Here is a 17239-nt window from a genome sequence, read left to right as displayed (position 1 = left end):
GATCGCCCGTTGCTCCCGGGCTGCTCGCTCCGCATGCTGGGTGCCGAGCCGGTCGGCCCCCGCTCAGGTGGCGGCATGAACCGGCACGAGACAGCAGGATCGGCTCGCTCGATCCAGCCGACGGCCCGCAAGACCCGGACCGCGCGGAAGTCGCGTACCTTACCGGCCCTGGGCCTCACGCCCCGGGCCCCGACCGCCGCGCACGAACCCCCAAGGAGGGATTCCCACGTGCCATTCGACCCGAGCGCTGCCCGGACACCTGACCCGGCCACGCTCCACCCGCTGCCTGCCCACGAGCGGGTCGTCTTCCTCAAACCACTGGTCGCCGGAACCAACGTCGTGGCAGGTGACTTCACCTACTACGACGACCCCGACGGCGCGACCGACTTCGTCCAGCGCAATGTGCTCTACGCCTACGGTCCTGAACGGCTGATCATCGGCAAGTACTGCGCGATCGCCACGGGCACTCGATTCCTGATGGCGGGCGCCGACCACCCGTCGATGGGGGTGTCCACCTTCCCCTTCACCATGTTTGGTGGGGAGTGGGCCGAGCAGACCCTCGACATCGTCACCGGCATGCCCAGCCGCGGGGACACGGCGGTCGGCAACGACGTGTGGTTCGGATACGGAGCCACCGTGATGCCGGGAGTACGGATCGGTGACGGTGCCGTGATCGCGGCCGGTGCGATGGTCACCGCCGACGTGCCGCCGTACACCGTAGTGGGCGGGAACCCCGCCCGAACGATCAGACAGCGCTTCGACGACAGCGACATCGAACGGCTCGTGCGCGCCGCCTGGTGGGACTGGCCCGTCGAGCTGGTCACCGCGCACGCGCGCACCATCATGGCCGGTTCCCCGCAGGACATCGAGCGCATCGCCGCCGCCGAAGGTCTGGAGCAGCAGTGACGACGCGGACCGTCGAAGAGTACGTGGTGTCCGGTCGCGACAGCGGCCCGTACGCGATCACCACCGGCCCGGACGGCGCACTGTGGTTCACCATGGTGCACAGCGGCCAGATCGGCCGACTCGTCCCGGGACAGAAGCCGACCAGCCATCAGGTCGCCCCGGACAGCGGTCCGACGGTGATCAGCAACGGGCCGGACGGCGCCCTGTGGTTCACCCAGTACCGGGCGCACCGGATCGGCAGGATCACGACGGCCGGCCACATGACGGAGTTCGCGCTGCCGACCGCGCGGTGCGGTCCCTTCGGTATCGCCGCGGGCCCGGACGGCGCGCTGTGGTTCACCGAAACCGCCGCCGACCGCATCGGCCGCCTCACCACCGACGGATCGGTCACGGAGTATCCGCTGCCGTGCACCGGCGCGTTCCCCTCCGCGATCACAGCGGCCGGGGACGCGATGTGGTTCACGATGAACCAGGCCAACGCCATCGGCCGCATCGGCATGGACGGCCGCATCACGATTCACGATCTGCCCACCGAGGCCGCCGCCCCGGTGGGTATCGCCGCGAGCCATGACGGTGGCGTCTGGTTCACCGAGATCGCCGCCGGTCAGATCGGTCACCGCGCGCCCGACGGCCAGATCACCGAGTATCCGCTGCCCGACCGCTCGGCCCGGCCGCATGCCGTCACCACCGACGCCGACGGCACCGCGTGGTTCACCGAGTGGGCCGGCAACCGCGTCGGCTCGATCACTGCCGACGGCACGGTCACCGTCCACGACCTGCCCACGCCGGGCTCCGAACCGCACGGGATCACGGTGGGCCCGGACGGCGCCCTGTGGACGGCCCTGGAGACAGGCGCACTGGCCCGCATCTCACCCACCACCAGAACCCACACCACCACTGGAACCCACACCACCACCAGGAACACCGAACAGAGGAACACCCCATGAAATACGCACTCGTGATCTTCGAGACGCACGCGTCACGCGCCCGGATCCAGGCCGACCGCGACGCCTACCGCAATGCGTACGAGAAGTGGATCGGCGAGCTCGCGGCAGCGGGCAAACTGGCGGGCGGCGACGCCCTTGACACCGAGCACCAAGGCCCCGTCACCGTGCGCAAAACGGCGGACGGGTCCGTGGCCGTGACCGAGGGACCCGTACACAGCGGCGAGGAGACCCTCGGCGGCTGGTTCGTCCTGGAGGTGGCCGACCACGCCGAGGCCGTCGAGCTGGCCCGCGGCTTCCCCACCCCGGAGGCGCTCGAAATCCGCCCCGTCCTGGAATCGGCCTGAGCAGGTGGCCCTCGCCGCCCTCCGCCCGGACATCCGGCGTGCCTGACCAGCACGCCGGATGGGTCCCAAGCGCTGTACCCCTTCAAGGAGTTGACTTGATACCGACATCGGTGAGCTACCGACCTCTGACCGGCCCCGAGGAGATCGAACTCTTCTGCCGGCTCCACTACGTCCTGGACCACGAGCTGACCGATGACTTCGCGAACGGATGCCGCCGCCCTGAGTGGACCTGGGTGGCCCTGGACGGCGACCGCCTCCTCGCCCGGCTCGCCTGGTGGGCGCCCCCAGGCGGTGACATCCCGCTGCAGTTCGACTTCTTCGACATCGACGACACGCTGCCCGAGGCCGACCGCGACGAGATCGGCCGGCGACTGTTCAGGACAGCGGCGGCGACCGTCTTCCCGGCGGGTGCCAAGCTGCCGGAGTACGGCCGCTTCGTCCCGCCCGACTGGCATGAGGACCCCGCAGCCCGCGAGGTGGTCGAATCCCGCACGCGCGTGCTGGAGAGCACCGGTGCACGGCTGCTGGTCGAGCGGCTGCGACTGCAGTGGACCCCCTTGTCCCCACTCCCGGAACCCAAGGAGCGTCTCGTCTTCCGCCCGGTGGCCGGCCGCGAGGACCTCCTCGCCCTGATGACCCCGGTCATGGAAGGCACCCTCGACGCCCACGGACAGGCGGACCTGGCATCCGGACTGAGCCCTCGCGAGGCAGCCGAGCGGCACTACGACGGGGAGTTCGCCGGATTCAAGAGCCCGCATGAATGGTGGCGCATCGCCGAACTGCCCGACGGTGGCGGCCCGGTGGGCTTCGTGATCCCGGCCCGCAACAACTACCACCCGATCATCGCGTACATCGGTGTCCTGCCCGCGCACCGCGGCAACGGCTACATCGACGAAATTCTCGCCGAGGGCACCCGTATCCTGGCCGCCGAGGGCGTCGACCGGATCAGGGCATCGACGGACCTCGGCAACGTACCCATGGCAAAAGCCTTCGCCCGTGCCGGATACGCCAACTTCGAACGCTCCCTCAACCTGGTCTGGGACTGACCCCACCTGCTGCTTCTCGGGTCTCTCCTCCGGCAACCTTCTCCCGTGCGACCTTCGCGTGTGCGTCAGCTGCAGGAGCCGATGGTGTGGCTATGGCCGGGCTCGTCCGGAGCCCCGGCCGCCGGTGTCGTCGTCAGTTGCGCAGCATCATCACGAGCAGCACCACCAGGGCGATCAGCAGGGCGCCGCCCACCGATGCCAGGGTGATCTTCATCGCGCTGTACGGCCGCTCGCCGATGACCTCGCCGGTACGGGCGTTGACCATCACCGGCCACGCCTTGCCCGCGTGGAGGTAGGTCAGGAACCAGACGGGCAGCAGCACCAGCTTGTAGGTGAGGTCGCTGTAGTGGGTGGACATCGAGTGCACCCGCTGTTCGTCGCCGCCGATGTCCCGCTTGCAGTCGGCGCGGATCACCGGTGCCATCCGCGCCTTCGCCGACTCCAGGCCGGCCTCCGGCTCGACGTCGTAGCGGACGGTACGGAAGCCCGCCAGGTACTCCTCCTGGTAGGGAACCGTCTCCTCCAGCGGCCAGGGGGCCAGCTTGTCCAGTTCCTTCTCCGGCACCTGGCCGCTGCCGGGCACCAGGACGTCGTCGAAGAACCGGTCGACCGTACCGGACCTGTGGTGCCAACTGGTGTGCCGCACCCGCCGGGTGTTGCCCTCGGAGTCCTCCTCCTCCACCCAGTAGTACTCGCCGCGTGCGCCGGTGTACTCGGTGGTGGTCTGCGCGTCGTACGTCCAGTGCGGCAGGTAGCTGCCCCGGAAGGTCTCCGCCTCGGTGACCTTCTTCAGCTCGTCGGGCGCGAACCAGCGGGATCTGGTCCACTTCGCCAGCGCGTCACGGGCCTGCTCGCGGCCCACTCCGAAGGGCAGTACGGCCTCGGGTACCACCCGCTCGGTGCCGGAGGCGTCCGCGACCAGCGGGGTGGCGCAGAACGGGCACTTGTCGCTGAGCGTGTCGCTCTCCGTCACCGCGTGACAGCCGGGGCAGGTGTACACCTTCACCTGGCCCGGGGCGGCCGCCCGGTGGGGGAGCGCGGCCAGTTCCTCGATCGGGTGCTCGGTCACCTGCCGCGGTACCGGCGTGATGTCCTGCTCGTGCTTGCAGTACGGGCAGCGCAGCGCGTACGTCCCGGGCGCGTACTCGCAGACCCCGCCGCACGCCTCGCACTGGAACGCCCGGTCGGGCGCCGGCGCGACATCCTGATCCGTCAACTCAACTCTCCTTGTGCCCTGTCGCCGGGAGATTCCGGGCGGCGGATCTCAGCCCTGCGGGGGCAGCGGCGGCGGGACGTCGGCGAGCAGCGGCGTCAGCTCCGGGACCTGGTCGGCGGGCTGCCAGGCGGCCTGCCCGCTGCGCCAGACCAGCGTGGTGCGGGTCAGGTTGCCGGCCGCGACCTGACCGGCCAGCGCGCTCTCGTCGTACGGGCCCTGCTGCTGTCCGCCGACCGCGAGGAACCAGCGCGGCGCGGTGGGCAGCGGCGGCGGGACGTCGGCGGAGGCGGGGGCGGCCTGCGCCGGGGCCTGCGTCGCCGGGACCGGGGGAGTCGCCGCACCGGACGTGCTCTGCACGATCCGCTGGCCCAGCGCCATGCCCACGCCCAGCCCGAGGGCCTCGCCGCCGGTGCCGGGGTTGGCGGCGGCGATCGGGATGGCGTCGGCCGCCTGGAGCTTGGCGTAGTCGTCCAGGTTGCCGGTGATCGCCATCCGGGAACGGGTGTCGATCGCCGCCTCGACCTCCGGCGGCACGCTGATGTTCTCGATGTAGAACCGGGGGATGGCGATGCCGGTGGAGGACAGCTCCACGGTCAGTGCCTCGGCCAGTTGCTGCCCGATGCCGTCCTGACGCGCGGCGAGGTCCAGCAGCGGCACGCCGGACGAACCCAGCGCGGAGCCCAGCTTGGAGACGATCAGCTGCCGCAGGTGCTCGCCGACCTCCTCGGTGCGGAACTGCGGGTCGGTGCCGACCAGTTCGCGCAGCAGCGCGGCGGCGTCCACCACCTTGGCGGCGAAGGTGCCGAAGGCGCGGACCCGGACCATGCCGAATTCGGCGTCCCGCAGGATCACCGGGTTCTGGGTGCCCCACTTGAAGTCGGTGAACTGCCGGGTGGTGACGAAGTAGACCTCGGCCTTGAACGGCGACTCGAAGCCGTGCTTCCAGCCCTTCAGGGTGGACAGGACGGGCATGTTCTGGGTCGATAGGGTGTACGTGCCGGGCTGGTAGACGTCGGCCAGCCGGCCCTCGTTGACGAAGACGGCCACCTGCGACTCGCGCACCACGAGCCGGGCGCCCATCTTGATCTCGTTGCCGTGGCGCGGAAAGCGCCACACGATGGTGTCCCGGCTGTCGTCGGTCCACTCGATGATGTCGATGAACTCACCGCGAATGCGGTCCATCAGCCCCACGACAATCCCCCACTCCCCGCGTTTTTCGGAGACCACCGCTCCCCGACCGGTCCCGGGACGGCGACCGCGCGGCGATCAAGTGATCGGCTGACAGTATGCCCAATGCGGTCCGTGCGGCTACGGGCGGGGCCGGGCCCCAACTCGCTTGCCCCTGCCGTCCGTCGGGCGCCCGTGGACGCCGCCTCAATCGGGGCCGGTTGTTCGTCCGGTACGTCGGTCTTCCGGGACGGCGCGAGCGCCGAGCGCGCGGCAGCAGCCACCCGAGGCGGCCCCCGGGTGCGCACCGGCCCCGCGAGCGCGCCGACGGGCGCCGGATCGCCCGCAGAACTGGCGGCTGCTCTGGAAGCGGAGCCCCCTTTTCCCTCGGTCAGGGCCTGCTGAAGGGCGTCCAGGGTCCTTTGGCCACCGTCAGCCCCGCCGATTCGTGATGGGCCCGCACGATCGTGGAGTTCACGCTGATCAGCACCATGCCGAGCTGCCGCCGCAAGGACGCCTCGGCGATCAACGCATCCATCAGCTCTGGAACACCCCGGCTCTGGCCCAGCTGTTCAACCGTGAGTAGACCGTGGACCAGGGCTCGTATCGCTCCTGGACATCACGCCGGCCAGTGCCGGGACGGAACCGCCGAAGCACCCCGTTGAACTGGTCCCGCACCCGCCGTGGCAACGGCCCGGTGACCGCCACCGGCAGGTGCGGCTCGATGAGCGCCCGCTCGTCATCCGTCACGTCGAAACGCGCCACACCCGAGTTCCACCAGCCACAACCGACACACCACCGGGCCTCACACAGATCCGAACCCCAGACAGCTCCTAACGGTCTGTGGCCGCCTCGAGGTCGTCGGCGTCGTCGATGCCCCAGAGTTCGTCCGCGTAGCCGGGCAGCAACTGGATGGCATGCTGGCGCAGGGCCGCGCAGAAGTCCGCCGCCTCCGACTCCTTCCATTCGGGGTGCGCGCTCGAGTGGTACTCGTAGAAGGCGATCGCCTTGAGTACTGCCAGAGGACGCGGACACTGCGCCCTTACGAAGAGGTACGGAGTCTCCCAGTCGTCGGCTTCGTAGAGAAGGTTTGCGCTACGGGCGTTTTCGGCAAGAAGCATCGCTCCGACTTGGCCCGCGGTGTCGGGGGTGAGCCGGCGTATGACTTTGCGGTGGATCTCTTCACTGCCCGGCCCCCAGGGCTGACCGGGTTCGTGGCTCGCGGCGAGCTCCTCAGACGTGAACGGGTGGCCCTCCCAACGCAGCCGGTCAGAGGTTCGGGCCGGCAGGTCCAGCCCGGCGGACACCAGGAGGTGGATGTGGTGGTGCGAAATCAAGTCTGTGGTCATAGAGCTTCCTCAATCGCGTGGTTTGCGCCGGTCACCGATCCTGCTGGCTCATTCGGTCAGAACCCGTCATTGAACCCCTGAACGTCCGCGTCAGCCAAGGCCACACCGCCGGCGGGGCCACTTCCTGACGCGCCTTGGGGAAAGTTGCGGATCTCTGTCGATCTGGCCACGTCCCGTTCGACGCCATGATGTGCGGCGCCTCGCCGCACGATGACGCGACAGGACCTGACGAGGAAACACGTGGATCAACTGCTGAGAGTCATGAACTTCAACGTCTCGAGTGACGGCATCGGTGCCGGTGAGCACCAGAGTCTCGAGCGGCCGTTCGGCCACGACCATCCCGAGAGGATGTTCGCCTGGGCCGGAGCCACGGCGAGCTGGCCCATGCGCACGGATCCCGGCGGGAGCCGGGGGCTCGACGACTACTTCACGCGAGACTTCGCACGCAACATCGGTGCCGAGATCATGGGCCGCAACAAGTTCGGGCCCCAGCGCGGGCCCTGGCAGGACCATGAGTGGCGCGGCTGGTGGGGGCAGGAGCCCCCGTTCCGCACGCCGGTGTTCGTCATGACCCACCACAAGCGTCCGTCGTTCACGCTCTGCGACACCACGTTCCACTTCGTCGACGGCGACCCGGCCACGGTCCTCGAACGGGCGCGGGAAGCGGCACGGGGCAAGGACGTCCGGCTCGGCGGCGGGGTCACCACCATCCGGCAGTTCCTCGACGCCGACCTCGTCGACACCATGCATGTGGCGGTCTCGCCGGTAAAACTCGGGTCCGGACTACGCCTTTGGGAGTCCCCCAAGGAACTGCTCGACCGGTTCCACCTGGAGATCGTGCCCAGCCCGAGCGGCGTGACGCACCACCTGTTGTGGCGAAGATGACACCAGGGTCCACTTGGGGCGGCTGAAAAGGCTGGCCAGGCACTCGACGAGGACTGACCGTTCAGCTGGTTCGCGGAGGAAGTGCTCGGCGGGCAGAAGATCGCGGGCAGCGAGCATGTGATGGACCGGTTCGGTCATTTCCGCATCGGTCACTGTGGCGTCGGTGGTCGCGATGCCGGTGATCAAGCGCGGCGGCGGTCCGTCGGCTCCGGGGATCAGCGCCTGGCCGTCGGCAGCCGGGTCCTGGTCATCGGCATCGTCGCAGGACTCACTGATATGGATCTTGCAGCCGGTCCACCAGGAGCCCTGTTTGAGGCCGTAGCGCGCGTCGGTGTCGTACGGAGAGGCCAGTCGAAGTCTGCCGGGCGGGAGGTCTTGGCCCTCCCGCCGCTTCACCTTTGCCCCGGTCTCGGTCACGGTGCGGTGGTAGTTCTGCATCCACATCGCGCGCAGGACCTGCATCGCCGGGAGTTGGCGCAGCCATGCCGGTGCATGTCCGCCGTCGACCCGCGCACCGTGGAGCCGACGTGGTTCATGGCGTCCCGGTGGAGCGCGCCACTGTACGAACACCCCTGTACGTCGTCGGCGTCGAGGTCGTCGAGTTTCACCGTCGTGCACCGGCGGGGATTCGCGGGTGAGGCCGGCCGCACACGGTCGTCCGGCCGGCCCGGGTGAACGCGACGGGCAGGTGGGTCAGGGGCAGAAAGTCTCACCGTTGGCGTACCTGTGGCCGTCGTGTTCCACCCACCCGGAGATGTAGGCGCAGCGTCCCTCCATGCCCCCGACGTAGATCGATCCGGCGTACCTGTCGTAGACCCCATTGTCGTACCAGGAGGTCTGCCAGTCCGTGCGCCGGATGCGGACCTCCATGTTGTGCCGTCCGTCTGCCACGTCATAGGTCATCGCGCAGAGTTGGCCGCTGCCTGCGGAAGTCCAGTAGACGTCGATGTAGGCATGACCGTCTCCGAGTGGGACGGAGTCGTATCGGCTGCCCTGGCAGTAGGAGAACGGCCCCGCGTAACCGGGGGGCGCGTCGCTGGGGTCGGTCGCCGACGCCACACCGTTCCCGCCCGTTACGATGCCGGCCGCCGCCACGACAACCGCGACCGCTGACATGATCAGTCTCGCCCTGGTGCCGAATCTGCCCATTGATCCCCCTTGGGTCGACAAGCTCCCTGTACGGGGAGGTTAACGCCAGCCGCAACCCCACCGAGTTGGTTTCACATAAACCACCGAAGTGGGGCAGGAGGTGAAGACTTGCGCAGGCGTCAGGGATGACGAACGCTGCTGGGTGCTGTCGTCAAATGTCACGCCCGCATCAGCAGGGCTGCGAGGGTGACGGAAACGTGTGTGCAGCGTTTGTCTGGACAACCTCGAGTTGTGCGGTGGTGGGTTCCTTCGACCAGGTGTCACCCCTCTGAGGACGACGTCATCGGTTCCTTGCCGGGTGGTGCTCGGCGCTCTCATCGGCGAAGACGCAGAGCCGGCTGATGGCCTTGCGATAGTTGTCCGGCGTGCTGTGGTGCTTCTTGAGGGGCGGTCCGCCGATCCACTGATGCCAGAGGCCGTCCGCGGCCAGGAATCGGGCTGCTTGATCGGCACGGAGCTTGGCGTCGAGGTGCAGGAGCGCGCCCATGGCGGCCGGCTGATCGTAGTAGAGGTCGGGGCGTCGCAGGTAGCGATCGAGGTAGGCAGCCAGCAGGTCCGCGTCGGCGGGGGTCGCGAACGTGGCGAAGGTGACGCAGTAGGCCGAGCCTGCGAAGCAGACCTCGCTGGCAAGCAGCATTTCGCCGAGGCGTTCGCGGAACTCGGTTCTGCGGGCGACGGCGATGAGCCAGGCTGCGGTTTTGCGTTCGCGCCACGTGCCTTCGAGCAGGATGGTCAGCTCGCGGGGTGTGATGTCGCCGGCAGCCTCGCCGAGCTCCCGTGTGAACTTGGTGCGTTCAGACTCGGTCATGCGCGTGAGAGGGCCGCCGAGTTTGAGGTAGCGCCTGTCGGGCGTGACGTAGCGGTGGACAAGAGCAAGCAGCTCGGGGTCCTCGTTGGCGTAACGCATAGCCGCATCCTGTCCTGGGCGAAGCCGTTCGACCAGTGTCTTTCTCAGTCGCACCGGTCAGTCGCACCGGTCAGTCGCACCGGTCAGTCGGCCGGCTCGTCGTGTGGTTCGCCCAGGTCGTCGAGGAGGCTGGTGATGCGGTCGGCGACGCCCTGGTGGCGATCGATCTCCCGCTCCCGTCCGCGGTCCGTTGCGTCGGTGATCAGCTGCCGCTCGACGCAGTGTCGTTCACGAAGGCGTCTCGCGTACTGGGGTGTTGTGGCGAACTTCGCGCAGCTGAGGTAGAGGTCGTCGCACTCGCGAGGGCGCTCCTGGGGCAGGCGAAGGCAGCGTCTGAGACATCGGTGACCTCGACGGTGCCACCAGGCAGCGCGGTAAGCCGGTTGCCGGGGTCGACGACGAGGACCACTTGCCGGTCCGGGGGGAACAGCCGGCCCCAAGCCCGCTTCACCTGAAGACCTGCGGGCACCGGCTCGGGATGCCAGGGCCACGTACCGAGGGCCCGCGGCCGTACGTACGCCTGGTGACGGTCCAGCGGCGGCACGTCACCAGGCGTGCCGGCCGCCTTCGAGGTGCGCGGTGGTGCCGGACAGCCGGGCCCATCATGTCGGCTCAACGAGTCGTCCACCTGCTCGTCACCGGTCCCAGATCAGAAACAGGTACTGCTGCCCGCCCTGCCCCAGGAGGGGGCCACCGTGGCCCTCGCTCAGTGGCCTCTCCTGCCGTCATCGCTCACAGGGGGAGTGCTGCGTCGCGGTGTCTTCCTGCCGAGTTCCGGCCGTACCCCGCCTGGGGTCCACACGCTCGAGCTTGGTCCAGCCGGTCCAGCCTCGTTTCTTCAGCAGCTCGATCAGTTGCCGGGCCGGCGGCACGGTGTCGAACGCCAGAGTGTCCATCAGCTTGGCGAACGGTGGTTCGATGTCGGTGTCGTCGACGTAGTCGTCGCCCTGCTCGTTGGCCATCTGTGTGAGGTAGGCGGCCAGTTCGTCGGCCAGCTCGACCAGCAGCGGGTCGTCGTCCGTGCGGTCGAGAGCGTGGCCCAGGGTGAGACAGAAACCGACAAACCGCGGGTCTGCGATCTGCTCCCGCTTGCGTGCCATCCACTCCGGGATTCGCTCGGGTGAGAGCGCGGCCAGCGGAATCCAGCCGTCGCGTTCGACTTGGACGATCCGCTCGGCGACCCCGAGCGCCCGCAGCCGGTCGAGATGATCGACCACCTCCGGTGGCAGTGCCAGATGATCCCCGGAGGCGAGGCGGGCGATCCGCTCCCGGTGCCGCTGCCGCTCTCGGATATCCGCCCGCAGCCGCTTGTCGATGTCCGCGATCGCCGCGGCGAACTCTTCCTCGTCAGCCTGCAGCAGCTCCCGCACGCGCCCCAGCGGGACCCCGGCCTCGGCGAGGGTCCGGATCCTGATCAGCTCGACGACGGCGCCGGCGTCGTACCTCCGATAGCCGGAGTGGTCGCGCTCCGGCTCCGGCAGCAGCCCCTTGGCGTGATAGTGCCGCACCGCGCGCACCGTTACTCCGGCATACGACGCCAGCTCGCCGATGGTCAGCATCGGACCAGTCTCCTAGAAGTCGGCCTGTCGGCTGAGTGGTCCGCTCCGGATGATCTCTGCGATCTCCGCGGCATGGGTGAAGACCAACCGGTGGTCGGTGTCGAGCCAGAACGTGGAGACGTGGGGCCGCTCGCGTACGAGCCGCTCGATGCCGGCACGCCAGAGCCGGTTGTGCCGTGGCGCACGTCCTTCACTGCTGTCACCGGCGATGGACGTCGACATGATCATGCAGATGGGGTGATCGAACTTCCGGTACCGGTCGAGAATCGCGGACCGAACCACATCGATTTCGAGGTTCAGGTCGAGGATGTCCTGTGCGGTGAGCAACACTTGATGCGCGGTGCCCTTGGCCCGATCGGCCTCTTGCCGCGTCGCCAGGTCGTCCGCCATTGCGCGGAATTCCGCCAGGTGGGCCTTGGTGATGAACGGTTCGGGCAGGGGGTTTGCCCCGTCGATCAGGACAAGTTCCGCGACGGTGTCGGGATGCTCTGCGGCGTAGTGCACGGCCAGGTCCGCGCCCAGCGAGTAGCCCACAAGCACGGGTGCCGAGGGCAGGTCGAGCTCCGTAAGCACGGCGATGAGATCACTGAGATACGCGTCGAAGGAGTACCGTCCGGCGGCCGGGGCGAGCCCATGGCCCCTGAGGTCGAAGGTCACTACGTCGTGGTCGCGGCGAAGGAGTTCGGTCAGCTCGTGCAGGTCGGCCTGTGTCGAGTTCAACCCAGGGCACAGGACCAGTGGTCGCCCCCGGCCGCCGCGGGACACCGGGATCGTGACGCCGTCGTGGTGGACCGTGAAGTGTTGCATCGTCCAATCGCCTCTCTCAGGCCGCTCCTCGTCATCGGTCGGCATGTCGGAGAGCGTTCGTTGGTGACATACCTGGTCGGTTCCGGCGACAACTTCGTGGTCGCCGTATGACTCGCGCAGTCCGGCGTCCTCGATCGCATTGGCTTTCGAAGTCATGCCAACCATGCTGAGAGGTTGCCCCTGCGTCAGGGTCAACTGCCGCGGTGAGATGGCCTCCGCACACCCGTAGTCGCCGACATCTGCCCGTACCGGTCGCGGCCGGCTGCCGTACATGCGCGCCGAGCACCTGTCCGGAAAGGGCATCCGGACTCATCGAGCTCCTTGCCCGCGAACTCCGCACCCGTGGCCTCCAGGTGGACGTCGATCACCTTCACGTCCATCTGCCGCGTGTCCTGAAGGCGGCCGACACCAGCACTGGAGCGAGCGCATGACCACAACAACCCTGCCCTGACGAGTACCGAGATGCAGGGCTTCGCCGGACTCGTCGGCGGGCAGGAGCGGCTGGCTCTTCTTGTTCCACTCGTAACGTGCGAGGGACGTCACGTTCGGTGTATGAGATGCGACAGGGGCCCAGTCTCATGAGACCGGGCCCCTGTCGTTGGTAGCGGGGACAGGATTTGAACCTGCGACCTCTGGGTTATGAGCCCAGCGAGCTACCGAGCTGCTCCACCCCGCGTCGGCAATTGCCATCCTACCTTGCGATCAGAGGAAGGTTTCACCGAGTGACGTCGTGCGGTGGACGAGAGGGTCTGCTGCACCACCGGGGCCACGCCGTGGCACGGTGCTCCGGCATCGGCGCCGGAGCACCGGCCACCGCGTTCTTTACCCCACCTCGCGAGCAGGGCGCGTCCGAGCCGATACTGATGGCCAAGTCCCAGTCCCGACACAAGATGCCCACGATCGTCCGCCGCTACTTCAAGCCATCACCCGAGGCGATCGTCGAGGTGGTCGGCCTGCACGCCCCTGGTGACGCCCAGCGTTGAGCTTTCGCCGCTTCGCCGGCCGGTCCGGGCGCGGAAACGCGGCGCGTCCCGCAATTGCCGTCGGCGACTCAATGCCGTTCGGGTGCCTGTGGCGGGCGGGAGCGGAGGCGGGCGGCGTCCTGGCCGGGCGGTCGGCCGTAGTTGCTGCGGTACTCGCGGTTGAACTGTGTGGGGCTCACATATCCGACGGCATGGGCGACTTGGGTCGCGGTGCTGTCGCCTGCGGCCAGGCGTCGGCGGGCTTCGTGGAGTCGTAGCTGCTTTTGGTACCTGAGGGGGCTCATGCCGGTGATGGCCTTGAAATGGCGGTGCAGGCTGGCGGGGCTCATACGCGCTTCGGTGGCGATCATGTCGACACTGATCTGCTGGGTGTAGTGCTCGCGGATCCATCGGGCGACGTCCCGGACCCGGCTCGTGGTGGAGTCGGCGAGGGAACTTTGGCGCAGGACGGGGCCCAGGGGACCGCTCAGGAGCCGGTAGAGGATCTCGCTCTCGTACCGGGGAGCGAGGAGGCGGATGTCCCCCGGAGCGTCGAGGAGTTCGACCCAGCGGGTGACAGCGTCCAGGAGTTCCGTGGTCATGGGGGCTTTGAGCTGGCCCGCCGTGGACGGGGCGCCGACCGGTGCGGTGCCGTCCATCTCGACGATCAGCTCGGCGATCGACGGACCGTGGAGGTGCAGGACGGCGGAGCGGTAGGCTGAGTGAAGCCGGGCCCGACACCATCAGCCGGGCCCACGCCGTTTTCCCGGTGTCCGTCCTGCAGACCGAGTACTCGGTGTTCGAAAGGGCGGTGGAGGCGGACGTCCTGCCGGTGGTCCGGGAGCTCGGCATCGGCTTCGTGCCCTACTCTCCGCTCGGCCGAGGGTTCCTCACCGGCGCCGTCAAGCCGGCTGCCGACTACCCGGCCGACGACATGCGCCGCCACGACGACCGGTGGCAGCCCGGCAACTACGAGAAGAACGCCGCCGCCGTCCGGGACCTGACCGCCCTCGCCGACAGCAAGGGCATCGCCGTCACCCAGCTGGCTCTCGCCTGGCTGCTCGCACAGGGCGACCACATCGTGCCCATCCCGGGCACGCGCAGCCCGCACCGCCTGGAGGAGAACGTGGCCTCCGCCCAGGTCGCCCTCACCGCCGACGACCTCGCCCGCATCCAGGAGATCCTTCCGCACGGCGCGGCCGGCTCCCGCTACACCGAGGCGATCATGCCGGAATGGCACTGACGGCGCGGGTCATCAGGTGGTGCCGCTCACTCCTGGCCGTTTCCGGCCCGGTGTGAGCAGCGGCCGCAGGCCGCCGGGCATCTCGGGCAGTTGGAAGGAGTACCGGCCCAGCACTGATCTGGGCCAGGGCCGAGTGGTGGCCGGCCGTGTGCGATGCGGTCAGTCCTGCTCGCCGGGGCTGTCACTCAGCTCGAGGCCCAGGAGGCGCAGGCTCGCGTCGAAGTGGCGGCGCAGGGTGGCTGCGGTGTCCGGTGAGGCGTTGTCGGCCTGGGTGTCTGCCCAGCGCCGGCTGACCTCGATCACGGCGCCGGTCAGGAGGGTCGAGAGTGTCTCGAGGAGCTCCTCGGCCTGTGGGTCGTCCTCGGTGAGGAGCTGGGCGTGCCGGTCGGTGAGCTGATGTGCCAGGGCTGTGGCGGCCGGCTGGAGCAGTTCGCGGATCGTGTCGGCCATGCGCTGTGAGGCGCCGCTCGGATAGATGTTGCGGTAGATCATGGCGTATCGGGTGAAGTACTCGAACAGCCGGTGGATCACGACAGCGGGATCGGTTGTGACCCCCTCGTCGGAATCGACCGCGGAGCGGATCGAGTCCGACACGGCCTGTGCCACCACGTCGTCGCGGTCGCGAAAGTGCTGGTAGAAGGCTGGGCGGCTGATGTCGGCCCGCTGCATGACGTCGGCAGTCGAGATGGACTCGATGCGACGTTCCAGGATCAGGCCGAAGGCGGCCTCTTTCAGTTTCGCCCGGACGCGGGTCGCCCGGGGGTCAGTACTCGTCGCTCGCGCCGGCATAGACACCTCACTTCTGTCGCTAACAAGTGTTCCCGAAATGTTGACGGGTGTCCATGGCGGACGTACGGTATTTCGCATACGACAGTTAGCGAAATGTCGTTCCTGGGAGCGAAGGAGGCGGCAGCATGGCCGCACGACCCGTCCGTATCGCGAACTTCTCCGGCGTACTCGGTGACAGGTTCACCGCCTTCGAAGAGGCGGTTCACAGTGGCTCGGACGTGGTGATCGGCGACTCCATGGCCGAGATCACCATGTCGTCGGTCACCCAGAACTTCCGTTCCCGGCCGGAGGCGCAGCACGACTTCTACTCGGAGTACTTCCTGCGTCAGCTCCTCCCGCAGCTGGAGGCCGTCGCGGAGAAGAAGATCAAGGTGGTCACCAACGCCGGTGTCTACAACCCGGCCGGCCTGGCGGACGCCATCCGCGAGGAGGTGGCCAAGCACGGTCTCGGTCTCAAGGTCGCCCACGTCATCGGCGACGACCTGCGTGAGCAGACCGCTGACCTGCTCGCGCAGGGCCAGCTGAGCAACATGGACACCGGCGCGAGGCTCACCAAGGACGCCGACGACCTCATCGCGGTCAACGCGTACCTGGGCGGCTGGGGTATCAAGGCCGCACTGGACGAGGGCGCCGACATCGTGATCACCGGACGCGTCGCGGACGCCTCCCTGGTCACCGGCCCGGCCGCCTGGTGGCACGGATGGTCCCGGGGCGAACTCGACAAGATCGCCGGCGCGACCGCCGCCGCGCACATCATCGAGTGCGGCCCGCAGGCCGTCGGCGGCAACTTCGCCGGGTTCACCGGCATCAAGGACAACACCCTGCCCGGATTCCCGATCGCCGAGGTCGCCTCCGACGGCAGTTTCGTCATCACCAAGCGTCCCGGCGACGACGGCGCGGTGACCGTGGACACCGTCACCGCACAGTTGATGTACGAGATCCAGGGACCGCGGTACCTCAACGCCGACGTCACCTGGCACACCGATTCGGTCGAGCTGGTCCAGGAGGGCCCGGACCGGGTCCGTGTCTTCGGCGCCAAGGGCAGCCTGCCCTCCAGCACCACCAAGGTCGGCATCAACTTCCAGGACGGCTACCGGGGCTCGGTCTGGGTGTACCCCACCGGCCTGGACATCGACGAGAAGGTCTCGGTCCTCAAGGCTCAGGCCGAGCGTGCCGCCAAGGACCACGACCTCGACGAGCTGCGCATCCACGTCTGCGGGCAGCCCGCCGAGGACCCCAAGGACCAGTGGCAGGCCACCGTGCCGGTACAGATCGTCATCGCCGCGCAGGCCCCGGACACGATCGGTGAGTTCATCAGCCAGTTCCTCTCCTACGGACTGGGCAGCATCCCCGGCTTCTACATGGACTTCAACAACTGGTTCACCAACGGGGCGGTACCGCGCGTCGACTACTGGCCCGGCCTGGTGCGCCAGGAGGACCTGCGTCACCGTGTCGTTCTCGACGGCGGCCGCGTCATCGAGATCGAGCCGCCCGCCACCGAGCCGTTCACCGGCCAGCCCGAGGTGCCGGCCACCGCCCCTGCCGCACCCCAGGCGTTCGGCCCCACCGTCCGCCGTCCACTGGGCGACGTCGCCTTCGCACGCGTGGGTGACAAGGGAGCCAACGCCAACCTCGGCGTGTGGGCGAGGAATGCGGAAGCCTGGCCGTGGCTCGCCTCGTACCTGACCGCCGAACGGCTCGCAGAGCTGCTGAACGCGCCTGCCGAAGTAACTGTCGAGCGCTACGAGCAGCCCAAGCTGCACGGCATCTCGTTCGTGCTGAAGGGCTACTTCCCCCCGAGTGGCTCCGCCAACCTGGCCCTCGACCAGATCGGCAAGTCGCTGGGCGAGTTCCTTCGCGCCCGCCACGTGGACGTCCCCACATCTGTGCTTCCCGCGCAGAGCTGACCAACGCACGCCCCGGTTGCGGCTCTACGGCTGATCCCCGCAACCGGGGCGGGAAC

General features: G+C 68.5%; 19 protein-coding genes, 1 tRNA gene and 1 pseudogene. 8 read left to right on the top strand and 13 right to left on the bottom strand.

The features are described from left to right. Window positions 1-228 precede the first annotated feature (228 nt). The 4 genes from OIB37_RS00690 to OIB37_RS00675 all read left to right on the top strand — a co-directional run bounded on the left by OIB37_RS00690 (window position 229) and on the right by OIB37_RS00675 (window position 3243). Entirely contained in the window at window positions 229-906 is a 678-nt protein-coding gene (locus OIB37_RS00690) for a CatB-related O-acetyltransferase (protein WP_330455531.1), read from the top strand. Continuing rightward, window positions 903-1853 (top strand): Vgb family protein, encoded by a 951-nt coding sequence (locus OIB37_RS00685; RefSeq protein ID WP_330455530.1) that lies wholly within the window; start codon window positions 903-905, stop codon window positions 1851-1853. Before OIB37_RS00690 ends, OIB37_RS00685 begins: the two co-directional genes overlap by 4 nt. Next, window positions 1850-2197 (top strand): YciI family protein, encoded by a 348-nt coding sequence (locus OIB37_RS00680; protein WP_330455529.1) that lies wholly within the window; start codon window positions 1850-1852, stop codon window positions 2195-2197. The genes OIB37_RS00685 and OIB37_RS00680 overlap by 4 nt, the downstream gene beginning before the upstream one ends. Window positions 2198-2307: 110 nt before the next feature. Further along, on the top strand, window positions 2308-3243 hold the full coding sequence (locus OIB37_RS00675) for a GNAT family N-acetyltransferase (protein ID WP_330455528.1): 936 nt from the start codon (window positions 2308-2310) through the stop codon (window positions 3241-3243). 133 nt (window positions 3244-3376) lie between these two features. Here the strand turns inward: OIB37_RS00675 and OIB37_RS00670 are convergent, their stop codons facing one another. From OIB37_RS00670 to OIB37_RS00650, 5 genes are all read right to left on the bottom strand, one after another. Then, window positions 3377-4459, bottom strand: coding sequence for a hypothetical protein (locus tag OIB37_RS00670; RefSeq protein WP_330455527.1), 1083 nt, complete (start codon window positions 4457-4459; stop codon window positions 3377-3379). 48 nt (window positions 4460-4507) lie between these two features. Next, entirely contained in the window at window positions 4508-5641 is a 1134-nt protein-coding gene (locus OIB37_RS00665; protein ID WP_443058099.1) for an SPFH domain-containing protein, read from the bottom strand. A 376-nt stretch (window positions 5642-6017) separates the two neighbouring features. After that, on the bottom strand, window positions 6018-6164 hold the full coding sequence (locus OIB37_RS00660; protein WP_330455525.1) for a hypothetical protein: 147 nt from the start codon (window positions 6162-6164) through the stop codon (window positions 6018-6020). After that, on the bottom strand, window positions 6164-6391 hold the full coding sequence (locus tag OIB37_RS00655) for a transposase (protein WP_330455524.1): 228 nt from the start codon (window positions 6389-6391) through the stop codon (window positions 6164-6166). The genes OIB37_RS00660 and OIB37_RS00655 overlap by 1 nt, the downstream gene beginning before the upstream one ends. A gap of 68 nt (window positions 6392-6459) precedes the next feature. Then, entirely contained in the window at window positions 6460-6975 is a 516-nt protein-coding gene (locus OIB37_RS00650) for a hypothetical protein (protein ID WP_330455523.1), read from the bottom strand. A 240-nt stretch (window positions 6976-7215) separates the two neighbouring features. Between OIB37_RS00650 and OIB37_RS00645 the strand changes: the two genes are divergently transcribed. Then, complete coding sequence (locus tag OIB37_RS00645; protein WP_330455522.1) at window positions 7216-7860, top strand: dihydrofolate reductase family protein; 645 nt, start codon at window positions 7216-7218, stop codon at window positions 7858-7860. Here the strand turns inward: OIB37_RS00645 and OIB37_RS00640 are convergent. The 6 genes from OIB37_RS00640 to OIB37_RS00615 all read right to left on the bottom strand — a co-directional run bounded on the left by OIB37_RS00640 (window position 7759) and on the right by OIB37_RS00615 (window position 12958). Continuing rightward, the gene (locus OIB37_RS00640) at window positions 7759-8322 is read right to left on the bottom strand and encodes a hypothetical protein (protein WP_330455521.1); all 564 of its coding nucleotides are present in this window, start codon (window positions 8320-8322) and stop codon (window positions 7759-7761) included. The two genes, OIB37_RS00645 and OIB37_RS00640, sit on opposite strands and share 102 nt — an antisense overlap. Before the next feature lie 231 nt (window positions 8323-8553). Further along, entirely contained in the window at window positions 8554-8919 is a 366-nt protein-coding gene (locus tag OIB37_RS00635) for a hypothetical protein (protein WP_330455520.1), read from the bottom strand. Between the two features lie 370 nt (window positions 8920-9289). After that, window positions 9290-9916, bottom strand: coding sequence for a DUF6000 family protein (locus tag OIB37_RS00630; RefSeq protein WP_330455519.1), 627 nt, complete (start codon window positions 9914-9916; stop codon window positions 9290-9292). A gap of 725 nt (window positions 9917-10641) precedes the next feature. Beyond that, window positions 10642-11475 carry a MerR family transcriptional regulator gene (locus OIB37_RS00625; RefSeq protein WP_330455518.1) on the bottom strand — a complete coding sequence of 278 codons (834 nt, stop codon included), beginning with the start codon at window positions 11473-11475 and terminating at the stop codon, window positions 10642-10644. Window positions 11476-11487: 12 nt separating this feature from the next. Further along, window positions 11488-12438, bottom strand: a complete 951-nt coding sequence (locus tag OIB37_RS00620) for an alpha/beta fold hydrolase (RefSeq protein ID WP_330455517.1) — start codon at window positions 12436-12438, stop codon at window positions 11488-11490. Between the two features lie 443 nt (window positions 12439-12881). Next, window positions 12882-12958 (bottom strand) — tRNA-Met (locus tag OIB37_RS00615). A 46-nt stretch (window positions 12959-13004) separates the two neighbouring features. Here OIB37_RS00615 and OIB37_RS00610 point away from each other — a divergent pair. After that, a complete protein-coding gene (locus tag OIB37_RS00610) occupies window positions 13005-13265 on the top strand; it encodes a hypothetical protein (protein WP_330455516.1) in 261 nt (86 codons plus the stop codon). 68 nt (window positions 13266-13333) lie between these two features. On the opposite strand, the gene OIB37_RS00605 is transcribed toward OIB37_RS00610, so the two are convergent. Beyond that, window positions 13334-13903, bottom strand: a complete 570-nt coding sequence (locus OIB37_RS00605; RefSeq protein WP_330455515.1) for an AraC family transcriptional regulator — start codon at window positions 13901-13903, stop codon at window positions 13334-13336. A 59-nt stretch (window positions 13904-13962) separates the two neighbouring features. Here OIB37_RS00605 and OIB37_RS00600 point away from each other — a divergent pair. Further along, window positions 13963-14487: pseudogene (locus tag OIB37_RS00600) on the top strand (aldo/keto reductase); the annotation flags it as partial. Window positions 14488-14646: 159 nt separating this feature from the next. Here the strand turns inward: OIB37_RS00600 and OIB37_RS00595 are convergent. Then, the gene (locus OIB37_RS00595; protein ID WP_330455514.1) at window positions 14647-15276 is read right to left on the bottom strand and encodes a TetR/AcrR family transcriptional regulator; all 630 of its coding nucleotides are present in this window, start codon (window positions 15274-15276) and stop codon (window positions 14647-14649) included. Window positions 15277-15401: 125 nt separating this feature from the next. Here OIB37_RS00595 and OIB37_RS00590 point away from each other — a divergent pair, with 125 nt between their 5' ends. Next, window positions 15402-17183 (top strand): acyclic terpene utilization AtuA family protein, encoded by a 1782-nt coding sequence (locus OIB37_RS00590; protein ID WP_330455513.1) that lies wholly within the window; start codon window positions 15402-15404, stop codon window positions 17181-17183. The last annotated feature ends 56 nt before the right edge of the window (window positions 17184-17239 follow it).

Origin of the sequence: Streptomyces sp. NBC_00820, assembly GCF_036347055.1 — a bacterium.
In the GTDB taxonomy this organism is placed as follows: Bacteria; Actinomycetota; Actinomycetes; order Streptomycetales; family Streptomycetaceae; genus Streptomyces.
This window is presented reverse-complemented; position numbering and strand designations above follow the sequence as displayed.